The 15897-nt window shown below is 67.8% G+C and carries 18 protein-coding genes; 7 read left to right on the forward strand and 11 right to left on the reverse strand.

The features are described 5' to 3' along the window. The first annotated feature begins 156 nt into the window (after positions 1 to 156). Positions 157 to 1167 (forward strand): ribonucleotide-diphosphate reductase subunit beta, encoded by a 1011-nt coding sequence (locus N792_RS09030; protein ID WP_036194237.1) that lies wholly within the window; start codon positions 157 to 159, stop codon positions 1165 to 1167. A 264-nt stretch (positions 1168 to 1431) separates the two neighbouring features. After that, positions 1432 to 1863: an acyl-CoA thioesterase gene (locus N792_RS09035; protein WP_036194239.1), complete on the forward strand. Its 432-nt coding sequence runs from the start codon at positions 1432 to 1434 to the stop codon at positions 1861 to 1863. A gap of 122 nt (positions 1864 to 1985) precedes the next feature. On the opposite strand, the gene N792_RS09040 is transcribed toward N792_RS09035, so the two are convergent. The 3 genes from N792_RS09040 to azu all read right to left on the reverse strand — a co-directional run bounded on the left by N792_RS09040 (position 1986) and on the right by azu (position 3456). Beyond that, complete coding sequence (locus N792_RS09040) at positions 1986 to 2420, reverse strand: membrane protein (protein WP_036194241.1); 435 nt, start codon at positions 2418 to 2420, stop codon at positions 1986 to 1988. Between the two features lie 89 nt (positions 2421 to 2509). Further along, positions 2510 to 2914: a group III truncated hemoglobin gene (locus tag N792_RS09045; protein ID WP_036194243.1), complete on the reverse strand. Its 405-nt coding sequence runs from the start codon at positions 2912 to 2914 to the stop codon at positions 2510 to 2512. 83 nt (positions 2915 to 2997) lie between these two features. Then, complete coding sequence (gene azu / locus N792_RS09050; protein WP_156969362.1) at positions 2998 to 3456, reverse strand: azurin; 459 nt, start codon at positions 3454 to 3456, stop codon at positions 2998 to 3000. Between the two features lie 142 nt (positions 3457 to 3598). Between azu and fdxA the strand changes: the two genes are divergently transcribed. Further along, positions 3599 to 3922 carry a ferredoxin FdxA gene (fdxA, locus tag N792_RS09055; protein ID WP_036194245.1) on the forward strand — a complete coding sequence of 108 codons (324 nt, stop codon included), beginning with the start codon at positions 3599 to 3601 and terminating at the stop codon, positions 3920 to 3922. A gap of 154 nt (positions 3923 to 4076) precedes the next feature. Here the strand turns inward: fdxA and gap are convergent, their stop codons facing one another. After that, the gene (gap, locus tag N792_RS09060) at positions 4077 to 5078 is read right to left on the reverse strand and encodes a type I glyceraldehyde-3-phosphate dehydrogenase (RefSeq protein WP_036194247.1); all 1002 of its coding nucleotides are present in this window, start codon (positions 5076 to 5078) and stop codon (positions 4077 to 4079) included. A 205-nt stretch (positions 5079 to 5283) separates the two neighbouring features. Between gap and N792_RS09065 the strand changes: the two genes are divergently transcribed. Further along, positions 5284 to 6117 (forward strand): S1/P1 nuclease, encoded by an 834-nt coding sequence (locus N792_RS09065; RefSeq protein ID WP_084105622.1) that lies wholly within the window; start codon positions 5284 to 5286, stop codon positions 6115 to 6117. Between the two features lie 292 nt (positions 6118 to 6409). Here the strand turns inward: N792_RS09065 and N792_RS09070 are convergent, their stop codons facing one another. The 5 genes from N792_RS09070 to N792_RS09090 form a co-directional block, all read right to left on the reverse strand. Continuing rightward, the gene (locus N792_RS09070) at positions 6410 to 7048 is read right to left on the reverse strand and encodes a protein tyrosine phosphatase family protein (RefSeq protein WP_191150475.1); all 639 of its coding nucleotides are present in this window, start codon (positions 7046 to 7048) and stop codon (positions 6410 to 6412) included. 110 nt (positions 7049 to 7158) lie between these two features. Continuing rightward, on the reverse strand, positions 7159 to 7623 hold the full coding sequence (trxC, locus tag N792_RS09075) for a thioredoxin TrxC (RefSeq protein ID WP_036194251.1): 465 nt from the start codon (positions 7621 to 7623) through the stop codon (positions 7159 to 7161). Beyond that, the gene (locus N792_RS09080; protein ID WP_052103848.1) at positions 7620 to 10886 is read right to left on the reverse strand and encodes an efflux RND transporter permease subunit; all 3267 of its coding nucleotides are present in this window, start codon (positions 10884 to 10886) and stop codon (positions 7620 to 7622) included. The genes trxC and N792_RS09080 overlap by 4 nt, the downstream gene beginning before the upstream one ends. Continuing rightward, complete coding sequence (locus N792_RS09085) at positions 10883 to 11950, reverse strand: efflux RND transporter periplasmic adaptor subunit (RefSeq protein ID WP_052103850.1); 1068 nt, start codon at positions 11948 to 11950, stop codon at positions 10883 to 10885. Before N792_RS09085 ends, N792_RS09080 begins: the two co-directional genes overlap by 4 nt. Before the next feature lie 31 nt (positions 11951 to 11981). After that, on the reverse strand, positions 11982 to 12197 hold the full coding sequence (locus N792_RS09090; RefSeq protein ID WP_036194253.1) for a YgaP family membrane protein: 216 nt from the start codon (positions 12195 to 12197) through the stop codon (positions 11982 to 11984). A 123-nt stretch (positions 12198 to 12320) separates the two neighbouring features. Between N792_RS09090 and N792_RS09095 the strand changes: the two genes are divergently transcribed. From N792_RS09095 to N792_RS09105, 3 genes are read left to right on the forward strand one after another with little or no spacing between them, the layout of a single operon-like run. Then, positions 12321 to 12704 carry a rhodanese-like domain-containing protein gene (locus N792_RS09095; protein WP_036194386.1) on the forward strand — a complete coding sequence of 128 codons (384 nt, stop codon included), beginning with the start codon at positions 12321 to 12323 and terminating at the stop codon, positions 12702 to 12704. Between the two features lie 10 nt (positions 12705 to 12714). After that, entirely contained in the window at positions 12715 to 13086 is a 372-nt protein-coding gene (locus N792_RS09100; RefSeq protein ID WP_036194255.1) for an ArsR/SmtB family transcription factor, read from the forward strand. Further along, positions 13083 to 13961, forward strand: a complete 879-nt coding sequence (locus tag N792_RS09105) for an MBL fold metallo-hydrolase (protein WP_036194256.1) — start codon at positions 13083 to 13085, stop codon at positions 13959 to 13961. Before N792_RS09100 ends, N792_RS09105 begins: the two co-directional genes overlap by 4 nt. Here N792_RS09105 and N792_RS09110 read toward each other — a convergent pair. Together N792_RS09110 and N792_RS09115 are read right to left on the reverse strand one after the other, a co-directional pair. After that, entirely contained in the window at positions 13921 to 15273 is a 1353-nt protein-coding gene (locus N792_RS09110) for a TonB family protein (protein ID WP_084105656.1), read from the reverse strand. The genes N792_RS09105 and N792_RS09110 overlap by 41 nt on opposite strands. Beyond that, complete coding sequence (locus tag N792_RS09115; protein WP_036194258.1) at positions 15260 to 15631, reverse strand: BlaI/MecI/CopY family transcriptional regulator; 372 nt, start codon at positions 15629 to 15631, stop codon at positions 15260 to 15262. The genes N792_RS09110 and N792_RS09115 overlap by 14 nt, the downstream gene beginning before the upstream one ends. Between the last annotated feature and the right edge of the window lie 266 nt (positions 15632 to 15897).

Raw genomic sequence — 15897 nt, forward strand, 5'->3', positions numbered from 1 at the left:
CGCCACACCATATCCGGCGACCTCCCCATCTATCCCGTCGCCGACTTCCCTCCGTTGTAGGAGCGACGTAAGTCGCGATTTCCACAGCCCGGCGATCGTCGAGGCATTCGCGACTTACGTCGCTCCTACGACAGCCCCCGCTTCCAAGGATCCACCATGACCACCCCACGCCTGCTCGACCCCGGCTTCGACCTCACCCTGCGCCCGATGCGCTACCCGCGTTTCTACGAGATGTACCGCGACGCGATCCGCAACACCTGGACGGTCGAGGAGGTCGACTTCTCGCTCGACGTCAACGACCTGCGCGGCAAGCTCGGCCCGGCCGAGCGTCATCTGGTCGAGCGGCTGGTCGCATTTTTCGCCACCGGCGATTCGATCGTCGCCAACAACCTGGTGCTGAACCTCTACCAGCACATCAACGCACCCGAAGCGCGCATGTACCTGTCGCGGCAGCTGTACGAGGAGGCGCTGCACGTGCAGTTCTACCTGACCCTGCTGGACACCTACCTGCCCGACGACAAGGCACGCACCGAGGCGTTCGCGGCGGTCGAGAACATCCCGTCGATCCGTGCCAAGGCGGAGTTCTGCTTCAAGTGGATCGACTCGATCCAGGACCTCAAGCGCATCGAGACCCGCGCGCACCGCCGCCAGTTCCTGCTCAACCTGATCTGCTTCGCCGCCTGCATCGAAGGCCTGTTCTTCTTCGGCGCGTTTGCCTACGTCTACTACCTGCGCTCGCGCGGACTGCTGCACGGTCTGGCCTCGGGCACCAACTGGGTGTTCCGCGATGAGAGCTGCCACATGGCGTTCGCGTTCGAGGTGATCCGCACCGCGCGCGAGGAGGAGCCGGAGCTGTTCGACGCGTCGATGCAGCGCGATGTCATCCAGATGCTGACCGAGGCGGTCGAGTGCGAAATGCTGTTCGCCCAGGACACCTTGTCGGGCGGCGTGGTCGGCCTGTCGCTGAAGGACATGCGCCAGTACCTGGAATATTGCGCCGACCAGCGGCTCGGCCAGCTCGGCATGCCAAAGCACTTCGGGGCAAGCAATCCGTTCGGTTTCATGGACCTGCAGGACGTGCAGGAAGTGACCAACTTCTTCGAGCGCCGCGTGTCCGCTTACCAGGTCGGCGTGCAGGGCGAGGTCGCGTTCGACGCCGCGTTCTGACGCGAGACCGCTCGCAGCGGAATGTGCTCTCCCGCATGGGGCGATGATCCGATTTCCGCATAGATGCGGTTCCAGCAGGTGGCAGGAGGCCGCCGCTCCGGCAGGATGACCGGAGGCAACGACGACAGGGCCGTTGTCGACGCAGCGGATGGATGCCGCGCGGGCACTGCAACGCCAACCCGGCGGCAAGGACGCCGCCACCTTCCCTTACGCCTCCCGGCGCTGCGACCCCTCGCCAGCGTCGGTGGCAGGAGTCCGACCCCGATGACCGCCACCCGCACGACCCTGCCCAGCACCGAGGCGCGCATGACCGAGATCGTGTTCCCCGACCACACCAACCACCTGGGCACGCTGTTCGGTGGCCAGGCGCTGGCGTGGATGGACAAGGCCGCGTTCATCGCCGCTTCGCGCTATGCACGCTGCACCGTGGTGACCGCGCGCTCGGAGCAGATCGACTTCCACACCGCGGTCAACCAGGGCGCGCTGGTGCAACTGGTCGCGCGGGTGGTGGCGACCGGGCGCACCTCGTTGCAGGTGGAAGTGGAGATGCACAGCGAGGACCTGCATTCCGGCCAGGCGCTGCTGGCCACGCGCGGCCGGTTCACGATGGTCGCGCTGGACGACCGGGGCCGGCCGACGCCGGTCCCCCCGATGCGGGTGTCGAGCGCAAGCACTGAGGATGCGCAAGGCGCATAGAGCGCACGTGGGGGTGCAGGACGCGCAGGGCGCGTAGGGCGCATTAGCCAAAGGCGTAATGCGCCGCACCAAAGGCGAAATGCGCCGAACCAAAGGCGCGCCGCCCGGCCTCGATCCCCCACTCAATAAAACATCAGCTTCGCAAGCACCACTATGCCGGCCATCAGCGCCAGGATGATCTGGTGGGTATGGCGGACGCTGCAGGGATCCAGGCCGCCGCGCGCGCTGGCCAGCACCGTGCGCGCGAACACCGCCAGCACCATGAAGGCCAGCGTCACCTTGGCCAGCAGCATCCAGCCGAAACGCGAGCCGACGCAGGCGAATCCGTCACAGCGGATGTCGAACAAGGCGAATCCGCTCAGGAACAGCAGGCCGACCACCCACGGCATGAACCGTCGTGCGCGCGCCATCACGGCCTGCTCGATGCGACGCATCAGCGCCGGTTCGAACTGACCGTGCAGCGACTCCAGCACCAGCACCTCGAAGGCGACCGCGCCGATGAAGACGATCGCGCACGACAGGTGCAACAGCAGGATCAGGGGGTACCAGCTGGCCATGAACGCTCCTGTATGTCGGGTTGGTGCGGCGCATTGCCCATGCGCCCTACGCCTCTATGCGGGTCGATGTTTGCTGCGGCAGGTTGATTTCAACCGCCGACGATCGGCAGTCCCAGCGAGCGACCGCCATCGTTCAGCCCCAGCCCGTAACGCAGGCTGCGACCTATGCGCTCGGCGTACTCGTGCACCAGCGCGGCGTGTTCGGCGTCGAGGACTTCATCTGCGGTCTCCCGCCAGAGCGCCAGCCACTCGTCGAAATGCCCGGCGTGGATATTGTGGCCGCGGTGTTTCGCCATCGGATTACCGCGATAGCTGCGCGTGCCCAGCGCGACCGACGACCAGAACGAGGTCAGCAGCGCCTTGTGTTCCGGCCAGTCGTGCACGGCGGCATTGAATACCGGCCCGAGGGTCGGATGAACCTGGATCTTGTCGTAGAAACGGTCGACCAGGGCCGCCAGTTGCGCCTCGGTGAGTTCGGTGGAGTCGCGTGTCATGAGGCACCGGCAAAAATCGCGACGACGAATCGCGAAAACGGAAAAGGGGCGACCGCAGTGGTCGCCCCTTCCCAGATGGTGACTTACTTGGACAGAGTCAAGCTGCCCTTCATGATCCCGGCATGGCCGGGGAACGAGCAGAAGTAGGTGTAGTCTTCGCCCGCCTTCAGCTTCGCGACCGGAATGGTGACGGTGGTCGACTCGCCACCGCCGATCAGCTTGCTCGCCGCGATCACCCGCGGATCGCCGGCCTTGACGTAGTTGGCGTCCGCACCGGCCTTCATGCCGTCGGCGTTGATGCCGGCGACATCGGCGGTCTTGCCGAGCACGAAGTTGTGCCCCATCACCGTCTTGGGCAGCTGCCCGACATGCTTCAGGGTGACCTTGAACTCCTTGCACGAGGCCGGCACCTGCAGGCTCTTGGTGGTGAACTGCATCGCGTCGTTGCTGTCGACGGTGGCCGCGCAATTGGCTGCCATCGCGGGGAGGGCGAACATGCCGGCAACGCCGAGCAGGGCTACTGCGGACAACTTGCGGATCATCTTTCTGACTCCATGTAGTGGGGGGGGGTGTTGGCGCTATTGTCCCGGCGCGCCGACCAGACCGCCTTGATCCATGTCAGGGCCGCGACAAATCAATACGCGAGAGAATGGCAATGCTGGAACCTGTCAAGGTGGACCTCCCATGACCCACGTCGTCACCGAAAACTGTATCAACTGCAAACACACCGATTGCGTCGAGGTGTGTCCGGTCGACTGTTTCCACGAGGGCCCGAACTTCCTGGTGATTGATCCCGACGAATGCATCGACTGCACCCTGTGCGTGGACGAGTGCCCGGTCGGTGCGATCTACCCGGAAGACGATGTCCCGGCGGGGCAGGAGAAGTTCCTCGCGATCAATGCCGAACTGGCGCCGTTGTGGCCGGTGATCGACCGCAAGATCCCGGCGCTGGAGGATGCGGCGAAATGGGACGGTGTGCCGGACAAGCTGCCGTTGCTGAAACGCTGAAAACGCCCGGAACAGTTCGCTTTTGAAGGACGTCGTCAGCCAAGCCCACGGATCCCCGCCTTCGCGGAGATGACCGCAGCGGTCCAGGACGGCGTTACGGAATCCAACAAAAAACCGGGCGATGAGGCCCGGTTTTTCGTGGAGGCAGTGGCGATTACTTCGCCACGACCCGGACCATCTCCAGGCACTTGTTGGAGTAGCCCCACTCGTTGTCGTACCAGGTGACCAGCTTGACGAAGGTGTCGTCCAGCGCGATGCCGGCTTCGGCGTCGAAGATCGAGGTGCGGGTGTCGCCGCGGAAATCGGTCGCGACCACCTTGTCGGTGGTGTAGCCCAGGATGCCCTTCAGCGGGCCTTCGGACTGCGCCTTCATCTCCGCGCAGATCTCCGCGTAGGTCGCCGGCTTCTCCAGCTCGACGGTCAGGTCGACCACCGACACGTCCGAGGTCGGCACGCGGAAGCTCATACCGGTGAGCTTCTTGTTCAGCTCCGGGATCACCACGCCGACGGCCTTGGCCGCGCCGGTGGACGAGGGAATGATGTTCTCCAGGATGCCGCGGCCGCCGCGCCAGTCCTTGTTGCTCGGACCGTCGACGACCTTCTGGCTCGCGGTGGCCGCGTGCACGGTGGTCATCAGGCCGCGCTTGATGCCCCACTTGTCGTTGAGCACCTTGGCGACGGGCGCGAGGCAGTTGGTGGTGCAGGAGGCGTTGGAGATGATCGCCTCGCCGGCGTACTTCTTGTCATTGACGCCGAAGACGAACATCGGCGTGTCGTCCTTCGACGGCGCCGACAGGATCACCTTCTTCGCGCCGGCGTCGAGGTGCTTCTGCGCCGCTTCCTTGGTCAGGAACAGTCCGGTGGACTCGATCACCACGTCGACATCGACCTCGCCCCACTTCAGGTTGGCCGGGTCGCGCTCCTGGGTCAGGCGGATCTTCTTGCCGTTGACGACGATGTCGTTGCCCTCGACCTTGATGTCACCGTCGAAACGGCCGTGGACGGAGTCGTACTGCAGCATGTAGGCCAGGTAGTCCGGCTCCAGCAGGTCGTTGATGGCAACCACTTCGATGTCGCTGCCGAAATTCTGAATCGCAGAACGCAGGACGTTGCGTCCGATGCGGCCAAAACCGTTGATACCAACCTTGATCGCCATTGCAGGGCTCCTGACGGGCATGTGTAGGGAAAAAGCTCCCCATTTTAGCCCATCCCGGCGGCGAGAGGCTCCTGGTGCGGTGGACAACGCCATGTCGCTGACGTGGATCAAGCGCTGCTTCGCACCTCAACGCCGCCGCACCCTTCATCGGGCAACGCCAGTTCACGCACGGTGGTAAGGGCCCTGCTCGGCTACCCTTGCCGGCATGAATCGAACCCCTTGCAGCACTTTCCTGGCGCTCACGCTGGCCACCTGCGCACTGTTTGTGTCTTTCGACGCCCCGGCCTGGGGGCCGCGGGGTCATCAACTGGTCGCCTCGCTGGCCGACGACGCGCTGACGCCGCAGGCACGCGGCGAAGTCGAGCGCCTGCTCGCCGACGATCCGGGGCACGACCTGGCCGGCATCGCCAGCTGGGCGGACGAGCTGCGCGAGCACGACCCGGACCTGGGCAAGCGCAGCGCGCGCTGGCATTACGTCAACATCGCCGAGCACGATTGCCGTTACGACGCCGCCCGCGATTGCCCCGGTGGCGATTGCGTGGTCGAGGCCATCCGCGCCCAGACCGCGATCCTGGCCGATCGCACGCAGCCGCTGGAAGCACGGCGGCAGGCGCTGAAATTCGTCGTCCACTTCGTCGGCGACATCCACCAGCCCGCGCACGCCGGCTATGGCCACGACCGCGGCGGCAACCAATTCCAAATCAATCTGTACGGCAAGGGCAGCAACCTGCACCAGCTCTGGGACAGCGGACTGATCAACACCCGCGGACTGGACACCGCGCGTTATCTGGAACGGCTGCGCAAGCTGCCGGAACCGGCGCTGTCCTCACCCCCGGGACTGCTGGCGCCGGTGGCCGACAGTGCCCACGAATGGGCCGAGCATTCCTGCACGATCGTGGTCCAGCCTGGCTTCTATCCGCCGCGCGCCAAGATCGACGGCGATTACGTGCAGGCTTGGCGACCGGTCGCCGAAACGCAGCTGCGCCTGGGCGGCGCCCACCTCGCGGCGGTGCTGAACCAAGCGCTTGGCGAGCCGTAGCCGGTGCGCGGTCACGGCTTTCTCAACTGCGTAATGCGGGCGTCACGGGTGGTGAAAGTCGCGCCGTTGGCGTAGTCCTGCGCGTTCGCGGCGGACACCGCTCCTACCAAGGAACAGACCGCGATGGCCAGGCTTTTGTCCGGCTGGCCTTCCTCCGGTCGTAGCGGCTGTATAGAGTGACGTGAGCCGCGAACGCTCTGATGTCGGGAATCGCCGTGCGGTCGCGACTCACCGGCGGCGGCATGCCTCCGCCACTCCGACGCACGCGGGGGGCGTTCCGTCCATGCCGTGATTATTCGGCGGCCGGCGCCGATTCAAGCACCTCGCGCACGCGCGACCCCAGGCTGCCAAGACCGGCCTCGCGTCCGAATGCGATGGCCTGGTCGGTCGTCATTCCGTCGTCCTTCGCCGCACCCAGCGCCAGCAAGGCGCCGACCCGGTTGCCCGACGCGCAATGCACCAGCACCGGGCCGGGGGCCTGCTCGATCAGCTGCCGCAACTGTTCCGCGTTGGCCATGTTCACGTCGCCCGCGCCGGCGACCGGCAGATGGTGGTAGACCAGTCCGGCGTCGGCGACCTCAGCGGCTTCGTTGCGTCCCTGCATCTCCCCTTCCGGACGCAGGTCGATCACCGTGGTGACGCCGTGCCGGGCGGCGGCTGTCCACGCCTCGGCGTCAGGCTGGCCGGCGGTGTAGAGACCCGCGCGCGGCTCACGCAGTCCGGGGATCGCCGACGCGAGTGTCGGCTCCGCTTCTTCGGCCATGGCCATGCCGACCGCCGTCCCGTCGACACCCGACGCAGACGCGGCGGCCGCAGCTCCGGCCACCGGGTCAGAGCCGGGCGATGCCGCATTACCGCAGCCGGCGAGCAACGCCAGGGCAAGGCCGGCGGCGAGACAGGCTGGCCCTGTGGGATGTACGTGACGTTTCATGACGGGTTCCTCGCTGGATCTGGCCGGTACGGACCGATGGGCTGGATGGCATCGCAGTAGCTGCATTCTCGCCTGCCGCGGCAACCGGCTGCGCCGCCGGGCATCGATGCTCAGCCCGGCAGGTGCTGGCGCGTCCAGCGCACGATATCAGCCGCGGCCATCGCGCCGGCCTGCCGCGCCCGTTCGCGACCGCCCTTGAACAACACCAGGGTGGGGATGCTGCGGATCGCGTACTGCTGGCCCAGGGTGGGCTCGCTCTGGGTGTCGACCTTGGCCAGCCGCACCTGTGGTTCCAGTTCGGCGGCGGCACGCTCGAACTGCGGCGCCATCATCTTGCACGGCCCGCACCACGGCGCCCAGAAGTCCACCAGCACGGGCAGGTCGCCACGATTGACGTGGGTCGCGAAGTGGTCGACCCCCAGCGCCACCGGCTTGCCGTTGAACAATCCCTGCCCGCAGCGCCCGCAGACCGGCGCTTCCGACAGGCGCGCCGCCGGCACCCGGTTGGGGGCGTGGCAATGCGGGCAGGCGACCAGCAGCGGGTCGGTCGCCGGGGTTCGTTCGGTTGTGCTCATGCCAGCTCCTCCGCCGACTCCGCCAAAGGCGGCCGGCTGCGATGCATCAAGGTGTAATACAGCAATGGAATCACCACCAGGGTGAGGACGGTGCTGACAAGGATGCCGAAGATCAGCGACACCGCCAGTCCGTTGAAGATCGGGTCGTCGAGGATGAAGAACGCGCCCATCATCGCCGCCACGCCGGTCAACACGATCGGCTTGGCGCGCACCGCGCAGGCATCGACCACGGCCTGCTCGAGCGGGCGTCCAGCTGCCAGTGCGTGGTTGATGAAGTCCACCAGCAGGATGGAATTGCGCACGATGATGCCGGCCAGCGCGATCATGCCGATCATCGAGGTCGCGGTGAACTGCGCGCCCAGCAGCGCGTGGCCCGGCATCACCCCGATCACGGTCAGCGGGATCGGCGCCATGATCACCAGCGGCACCAGGTAGCTGCGGAACTGGGCGACCACCAGCAGGTAGATCAGCACCATCCCGGCCGCGTAGGCGATGCCCATGTCGCGGAAGGTCTCGTAGGTGATCTGCCATTCGCCGTCCCACTTGATCGCGAAATCGCTGGTATCGGGCGGTTGCGTGATGAAGGTCTGGGCGATGTGCCGGCCGTCCACCTCATCGCGCCCGAGCTGGCCGACCAGATCGAACATGCCGTACAGCGGGCTATCCAGCGCGCCGGCCTCGTCGCCGGTCACGTACACCACCGGCAGCAGATCCTTGTGGTGGATCGCGCCGTCCCAGTGGCCACGCTCGACGCTCACCAGCTCCGACAGCGGCACCAGCTGGCCTTGGCCGCCGCGCACCTGCAGCGCCAGCAGCCGGTCCATGCCGGCCTGCTCCGACGCCGGCAGGCGCAAGCGCACGGGGCGCGGGTACTTGGATGCGCCGTCATGCACATAGGTGGCATCGATACCGGACACCGCCGCCTGCAATGCCTCGGCAATCGCGGACTGCGGTACGCCCAGGCGCGCGGCACGGGCGCGGTCGACGACGAGGGTCTCGCGCGGCGCGGCGTGCTCCACGCTGGTATCCACGTCGACCACGCCTTCGGTCCGGCGGAAACGCTCGGCCAGTTCCAGCGCCAGTTCGCGACTGCCCGCGTAATCGGGCCCGTAGACCTCGGCGACCAGCGGCGACAGCACGGGCGGGCCGGGCGGGACTTCCACCACCTTGACCGACGCGCCGTGGCGCTCGCCGACGGCCGCCAGTTGCGGTCGCAATGCACGGGCGATGGCATGGCTCTGGCGGTCGCGCTCGTGCTTGTCGACCAGGTTCACCTGCAGGTCGCCGACATTGCTTCCGCGGCGCAGGAAGTACTGCCGCACCAGCCCGTTGAAGTTCATCGGCGCGGACGTGCCGGCATAGCCCTGGTAGTCGAGCACCTCGGGCACGGTGTCCAGCACGGCGGCCAGCTCCACCAGCAACGCGTTGGTGTCCTCCAGGGTGCGGCCCTCGGGCAGATCCACGACCACCTGGAACTCGGACTTGTTGTCGAACGGCAGCATCTTCATCACCACCAGCTGCACCACCGCCAGCGATGCGGCCAGCACCACCAGCCCGGCCATGCCGCCGAACAGCCACCAGCGGCGCCGTCCACCAACGCGCGGGTCGAGGAACGGGCGCATCAGCTTTCCGAACCCGCGGTGCAGACGGGTTTCCTCATCGGCGACGGTATCGCCGGCATCACCGCTGGCAGGCGCGTGGCGACGCAGCAGTTTGAGCGACAGCCACGGGGTGACGATCAGCGCGATGGCCAGCGACAGCAGCATGCCGACCGAGGCGTTGATCGGGATCGGCCGCATGTACGGGCCCATCAGGCCGGACACGAACGCCATCGGCATCAGCGCGGCGATCACGGTGAAGGTCGCCAGGATGGTCGGGCCGCCGACCTCGTTGACCGCCGGCGGGATCGCCTCGAACAGGGTCCTGCCGCCGCGCGCCATGTGCCGGTGGATGTTCTCCACCACCACGATCGCGTCGTCGACCAGGATGCCGATCGAGAAGATCAGCGCGAACAACGACACCCGGTTGAGGGTGAAGCCCATCGCCCACGACGCGAACAGGGTCAGCGCCAGCGTCAGCACCACCGCGCTGCCGACCACGACCGCCTCGCGCCAGCCCAGCGCGAACAGCACCAGCAGCACGACCGAACCGGTCGCGAACACCAGCTTCTGGATCAGCTTCTGCGCCTTGTCGCTGGCGGTGCGGCCGTAGTCGCGGGTGACGGTGACGTGGACGCCTTCGGGAATCAACTCGCCCTGCAGTTGCGCGACCCGGCCGGTGATGGCGCCGGTGATGTCGGCGGCGTTGCTGCCCGGCTTCTTGGCGATCGCGAGGGTGACGGCCGGCGCGATGCCGGCGACCGGACCATCACGGCCGACCGGAGCGCCATGCCAGGCGTACTGGGTGGCGACATCGGCGCCACTGCGGATGTCGGCCACATCGGAAAGATGCAGGGGATGGCCGTCGCGCAGGCCGATCACCAGTTCCGCCACACCGTCGACGTCGACCAGGAACGCGCCCGCTGCCAGTGGCACCGCGCCGTCGGGCCCGACCCGCTCACCGACGTGGCGCACCGTGTTGGCCGCCTGCAGCGTCTGCATCAGGTCCGCCACCGCGAGCCCGTGCACCGCCAGTTTTGCCGGATCGAGGGTGACCGCGACGATGTGTTCCGGCGCGCCGATGGTGTAGACATCGCGCGTGCCCGGCACCCGCTTGAGCTCCGTTTCCAGGGTGTGGGCGACCTCGGCCAGGTCGGTGGCGCTGCGTTGCGGGTCATCGGTCCACAAGGTCAACGCCATCACCGGCACGTCGTCGATGCCCTTGGGCTTGATCAGCGGTTGGCCGACGCCAACGTTTGGCGGCAACCAGTCCTGGTTCGAAAAGACCTGGTTGTACAGACGCACCAGCGCCGGCTGGCGCTCCACGCCGACGGTGTACTCCACCGTCAGCACCGCCATGCCGGGGCGGCTGATGGAGTAGACGTGCTTGACGCCTTCGATCTCCGACAGCTTCTGCTCCAGCGGCGTGCTGACCAGTTGCTCGACATCCCGCGCGCTCGCGCCCTCGAACGGGACCAGCACGTTCGCCATGGTCACGTCGATCTGCGGCTCCTCCTCGCGCGGGGTGATCATCACCGCGACCAGGCCCAGCAACAGCCCGAGGATCGCCAGGATCGGCGTCAGCGGATTGGCCTGGAAGGTGGCCGCGAGCCGGCCCGACAGGCCCAGGCGGGCCTCGGCCGCACCGTTGCGCGCATCGGTCATGGCCGACTCCCCTCGCCTTTGCGCTGCGCCATCAGCGCCTGCAGCGCGGCAACCGGATCGCTGGCGACCGTCTCGCCCGGCTTCAACCCGGCCAGCACCTCGACCCGGCCACCGCTGGCCCGGCCCAGCCGCAGCTGGCGCAGAACCGGACGCCCATCGGCCAGCACATACGCTCCCGTGAGTTCACCACGCCGCAGCACCGCGGCCGATGGAATCCACAACACCTCGGTGCCGCCGGCGACCGGGAACAGGACCTTGGCCGTGGTTCCGGGCACCAGCGCCTCGTCCAGCGGTGGCAGGGTGATCCGGACACCGATGCCGTGCGTAAGCGGATCGGCGCTGGGCAGCACGCTGACCGCGGCCGCCTCGACCCGGCGACCGTCGGCAAACACGACGCTGGCACGGTTGGCGGCGGCAATACCCGCAGCTTCCGACTGCGGTACCTGCACGCGGATCCGCAACGCCTCCGGCGCGTACAGCGACAGCAACGGCTGGCCCGGCGCGACGCTCTCGCCCGGCTCGACCCGGCGGGCGTGGACGACACCGGCGAACGGCGCACGCACTACGGTGTACGCGGCCTGCTGGCCGATCTGCTCCAGCTGGGCGCGTGCCGCATCGCGCGCGGCCGCGGCCGAGTCGCGGGCCGCGCGCGCCTGGTCGATCTGCGCACGCGAGACGAACTGGCCGTCGCCGAGCGCCGCATAGCGCCGATGGTTCGCAGCGGCCTCCACGGCCAGCGCCTCGGCCGCGCGCAACTGCGCACGGGCATTGTCCACACCGGCCTGCTGCTCCACCGCGGACAGCCGCAGCAACACGTCACCGGCCTCGACCCGGTCATCCAGATCGACATTCACCGCCACGACCCGTCCCTGCGTCTGCGCCGAGATGTCGGCCTGCTGCACGGCCTCCACGACGCCGTCCCAGGCGCGCCCCGGCGACTCGCCGTCCGCCTCCACCACGAAGGTGTCGAGTGCCGGCAGCGGTGGCAACGTCGACTGCGAAACCTCGCCACCACAGGCGACCAGCGCAGCCAGCAAGCCGGCCGCCACGCCCAGCCGCGTCATCTGCCGCCTGACGGCCGGTCCGACAACCTGTCTATTTGCCACAGCAGCCGCCCGTGGTCCCCCGACCTACTCCCAGCCGGCGCATCACCATCGCCGCCGGACAGAAGCCGGTGAAGCTGGATTGCAGCAGGTTGATGCCGATGAACGCCGTCATCAGCCACCACCACGGCGACACCAGTTGGGTCAGCGCAACGCTGATCAGCACCATCACGCCCGCGAAGGCGGTCACTGCACGCTCGATACTCATGGGACTCTCCCGGCAAACCGGCCTGGGCGACATGCCCTTGCTGCGGTCCGGACATAACATTAGATTGTTCTTATATTAGAGTCCAGTGATATGATGCCGCCGGACCATCAACAGGAAATCGCCATGCAACTGACCGCCAACGACCTCGTCGCCGAAGCCCGCCGCCAGATCCGCGAGATCGCTCCGGGCGAGTACGCCGCCGGCCCTGGCCACGTCCTGATCGACGTGCGCGAACCGGCGGAATTCCAGACCGGCCACATCGCCGGCGCGATCAACATCCCGCGCGGCGTGCTGGAGTTCCAGGTCGACGCGCATCCGGCCGTGGCCAACGCCAGCGATCCCGCGCTGTCGCAGAAGGCCTGCCCCATCGTGCTGTATTGCCGCACCGGCGGCCGCGCGGCGCTGGCGGCGTTGAACCTGCAACGCATGGGCTTCAACGATGTGCGCTCGATCGGCGGCGGCATCACCGCGTGGACCGACGCGGGCCTGCCGGTCAGTAGCCGCTGAGGCGGCGAGGATGAGCAGGCTCCCTCAAGGCGGGGCCAACGCCCCGCCACCACCGGCGATCGATCCCGACGCCATGCGCGCCCACGCAGGCGAGGCGGTGCGCCTGCTCAAGGCGCTGGGCAACGAGAAGCGCCTGATGCTGCTGTGCATGCTGGTGACAGGCGAGCAGTCGGTCAGCGAGCTGAACGCGCATCTGGACCTGAGCCAGTCCGCGCTTTCGCAGCATCTGGCGCTGCTGCGCGAGGACGGTCTGGTGCAGACCCGGCGCGAGGCGCAGAGCATCTTCTATTCACTCGCCGACGGCCCCGCCCGGCGCATCATCAGCACCCTGCACAGCATCTATTGCGCCGCCGACGCTCCGCAGCCGGAACCCTCCCCATGACCGACGACCTGCTCATCCAGCCGTTCTTCCATGCGCCGACCGGGACCTGGAGTTACGTCGTCAGCCTGGGCACCGACGCGGTGGTGATCGATCCGGTGCTCGACTTCGACCACCGATCCGGCCGGGTATCCACCGGCAGCGCCCGCGCCCTGCTCGACCACATCGCAACGCACGGACTGCAGGTGCACCGGATCCTGGAAACCCACGCCCACGCCGACCACCTGAGCGCGGCCGCGTTCCTGCGCGCGCGCACCTCCGCAACGGTGGCGATCGGCGCCGGCATCCGCACGGTGCAGGCGCACTTCGCCGAGGTGTTCGGGATGGCCACCGACGACGACACCCTCGTCCACGCGTTCGACCAGCTGCTGTCCGACGGCGAGGTCATCCAGGCCGGCCGTCTGCGCATCGAGGTGGTGGCGACGCCCGGGCACACGGCCGATGGCCTGAGTTACCGGATCGGCGACAACGTGTTCATCGGCGACACGCTGTTTGCGCCCGACCTGGGCACCGCCCGCTGCGACTTCCCCGGCGGCAACATCGAGCGGTTGTACGCTTCGATCCAGCGCCTCTACGCCCTGCCCGACGAGACCGTGCTGTGGCTGTGCCACGACTACCCGCCGGCCGGCCGCGAGCGCCGGGCCAGCGTCAGCGTCGGCGAGTCGCGCCGCGACAACCGCATGCTCGACGGCGACACCACACTGGAGGCCTTCCACGCCGCCCGCAGCGCGCGCGATGCCGGCCTGCCCGCGCCCAACCTGCTGTACCCCTCGTTGCAGGTGAACATCCGCGGCGGCCGCCTGCCCGCGGCAGGAACCGACGGCCGCCGCTACCTGTTCATTCCGTTGCAGGTGGAGCCGCCGGCGGAGGGTCTGTAAGCGGTGCGGGAACCGCGGGAGGTGCGTGAGCAGGTGGCCCGGCCGGGGCCCGCGGCGGCAGGGGCGGTGCCGGCGGCGCATGAGCCGCAGGCGCAACAGAAACCGCAGGTGGCGAGGGAGGTGCCGGAGGCGCGGGCCGGTCAGGCTCGAACTCCACTGGTACCCGGATACGGCTGGTAACCGGCTTGCCGTTTTCGATCTTCGGCTCGAACCGCCAATTGCGCGCCGCGTCCACCGCGACCTGATCGAACACGCCGGCAGGCTCGGCCGACTCGACCTGCACCTCGGCGGGAAGCCCCTGCGCGTCCACGTCGATCACCAGGTTCACTTTCCCGCCAACACCCTGGCTGGCCGCTTCGGCCGGATAACGCGGCGGCACCAGCGATCCGACACTGGCGACTTCCTGATCCGGCGCGGGCCTGACCGGCTGTGCCGCCCAGGCGCTGTAGCCGACCAGCACGCTCAACGCCGCGACGAGGGCGCTGCCGGCGATCCAGCGCGGAACCGTGGGAATGGGTTGCTTGAGCATCGCGATTCTCTCCGTGAGTGGATGGCTGTAGCCCCAGTGGCATCCCAGCGGCAGGGGCTGTGCGGCCAACTGGGTTTTCAACATCGCCTCGCCGTACGCGCGGCGCGATGTCGGATGACGGGCGATCACGCGCTGGTCGCAGGCCAGCTCCTGGTCGTGGCGGAAATGCCGGGCCGCGGCATGCGCCAGCGGGTTGAACCAGAACACGCAGCGCAATGCGACGACGGCTGCGTTGATGTGCAGATCGCCGCGACGGATATGGCTGGCTTCATGCGCCCGCATCAGCGCGCGCTGCTCGTCGGTGTAACGCTGCTCGAAATCGGCCGGCACCACGATCCGCGGCCGCCACAACCCCAGCGCCGCCGGCAGGCCATCGATCGTGCCGGCCTGATGCAGTCCATCGGGCCGTCGGCGCAGCGGCCCGAGCGCGCGGTGGAACCGGCGCTGCTGCAGGCTGAAACGCAGCGCCATCGCCAGCATGCCCAGCCACCACATCGGGATCAGGACCGGGGCGGCGTCGCGCATCGACAGGGTTTGGGCCGCAACCGCCTGTGGAACCGCATTGCCGAGCAGCAACGTCATCGAGGTCGGCACCGGCGTGACCGCGGCAGACGGCAACAACACCGCCAGCAACGCGACGGGCACCAGCAGCCACGCCGCGTAGGCGGTCGCCGCGCCAAAGCGGACGCGCAACGGGCGCCGCAACAGCATCACCAGCACGATCGCCACACTGGAAGCGACCGCGCTCTCGACCAACGCGGCCAATAGCTCAGGGGCTTGCATCATCGATCTCCTCCAGCAGTCTGCGCAGCTCGGCGATGTCCTTGCGGCTGAGCTTGCGGTGCTGGCTGAAATGCGCGACCAGCGGCGCGACCCGGCCATCGAACAGGCGATCCAGCAGGTTTTCGCTTTCGCCGATCAGCCAGTCCTCGCGCTTGAGCACCGGCGTGTACAGATAGCGGCGGCCGTCCTTCTCGGCGGTGATCGCGCCCTTGTTGAGCAGGCGGTTGAGCAGGGTCTTGATGGTCGCCTCCTGCCATTGCCGGCTCTCGGCCAGGGCGGCGACCACGTCCTCGGCCGCCAGCGGCTGCCGCCGCCAGAGCACGTCCATCACGATCGATTCGGCTTCGCTGATCTGCATTGTTTACGCCTGTAATCTTTTTGACAGATTACGAATGTAAACGGTGATGTCAAGCCCCAGAACGATCCGGCCTTCATCGGCGCCGGAAGGCCGGTTTCCGGTAGCGGCGACGTCTCCGTGGGGACTCCAATTGGGGCGTGGCGCAAGTCGCGAGACTCGGGCCTCAAGTTACCGGCCCGCCGGCCGATATCCCGCACGATGCCCCTGAATCCATCGACCGGCACCGGCGTGCCCACTTCCCTGCCCCCGTTCGGGCCACCGCTTGC

The organism is Lysobacter concretionis Ko07 = DSM 16239 (assembly GCF_000768345.1).
Lineage (GTDB): Bacteria > Pseudomonadota > Gammaproteobacteria > Xanthomonadales > Xanthomonadaceae > Novilysobacter > Novilysobacter concretionis.

What these genes read in the sequence shown, in the direction of transcription:
- N792_RS09030 (WP_036194237.1), top strand. Translation starts at nt 157, where the DNA reads ATGACCACCCCACGCCTGCTCGACCCCGGCTTCGACCTCACCCTGCGC.
- N792_RS09035 (WP_036194239.1), top strand. Translation starts at nt 1,432, where the DNA reads ATGACCGCCACCCGCACGACCCTGCCCAGCACCGAGGCGCGCATGACC.
- N792_RS09040 (WP_036194241.1), bottom strand. Translation starts at nt 2,420, where the DNA reads ATGGCCAGCTGGTACCCCCTGATCCTGCTGTTGCACCTGTCGTGCGCG.
- N792_RS09045 (WP_036194243.1), bottom strand. Translation starts at nt 2,914, where the DNA reads ATGACACGCGACTCCACCGAACTCACCGAGGCGCAACTGGCGGCCCTG.
- azu (WP_156969362.1), bottom strand. Translation starts at nt 3,456, where the DNA reads ATGATCCGCAAGTTGTCCGCAGTAGCCCTGCTCGGCGTTGCCGGCATG.
- fdxA (WP_036194245.1), top strand. Translation starts at nt 3,599, where the DNA reads ATGACCCACGTCGTCACCGAAAACTGTATCAACTGCAAACACACCGAT.
- gap (WP_036194247.1), bottom strand. Translation starts at nt 5,078, where the DNA reads ATGGCGATCAAGGTTGGTATCAACGGTTTTGGCCGCATCGGACGCAAC.
- N792_RS09065 (WP_084105622.1), top strand. Translation starts at nt 5,284, where the DNA reads ATGAATCGAACCCCTTGCAGCACTTTCCTGGCGCTCACGCTGGCCACC.
- N792_RS09070 (WP_191150475.1), bottom strand. Translation starts at nt 7,048, where the DNA reads ATGAAACGTCACGTACATCCCACAGGGCCAGCCTGTCTCGCCGCCGGC.
- trxC (WP_036194251.1), bottom strand. Translation starts at nt 7,623, where the DNA reads ATGAGCACAACCGAACGAACCCCGGCGACCGACCCGCTGCTGGTCGCC.
- N792_RS09080 (WP_052103848.1), bottom strand. Translation starts at nt 10,886, where the DNA reads ATGACCGATGCGCGCAACGGTGCGGCCGAGGCCCGCCTGGGCCTGTCG.
- N792_RS09085 (WP_052103850.1), bottom strand. Translation starts at nt 11,950, where the DNA reads ATGACGCGGCTGGGCGTGGCGGCCGGCTTGCTGGCTGCGCTGGTCGCC.
- N792_RS09090 (WP_036194253.1), bottom strand. Translation starts at nt 12,197, where the DNA reads ATGAGTATCGAGCGTGCAGTGACCGCCTTCGCGGGCGTGATGGTGCTG.
- N792_RS09095 (WP_036194386.1), top strand. Translation starts at nt 12,321, where the DNA reads ATGCAACTGACCGCCAACGACCTCGTCGCCGAAGCCCGCCGCCAGATC.
- N792_RS09100 (WP_036194255.1), top strand. Translation starts at nt 12,715, where the DNA reads ATGAGCAGGCTCCCTCAAGGCGGGGCCAACGCCCCGCCACCACCGGCG.
- N792_RS09105 (WP_036194256.1), top strand. Translation starts at nt 13,083, where the DNA reads ATGACCGACGACCTGCTCATCCAGCCGTTCTTCCATGCGCCGACCGGG.
- N792_RS09110 (WP_084105656.1), bottom strand. Translation starts at nt 15,273, where the DNA reads ATGCAAGCCCCTGAGCTATTGGCCGCGTTGGTCGAGAGCGCGGTCGCT.
- N792_RS09115 (WP_036194258.1), bottom strand. Translation starts at nt 15,631, where the DNA reads ATGCAGATCAGCGAAGCCGAATCGATCGTGATGGACGTGCTCTGGCGG.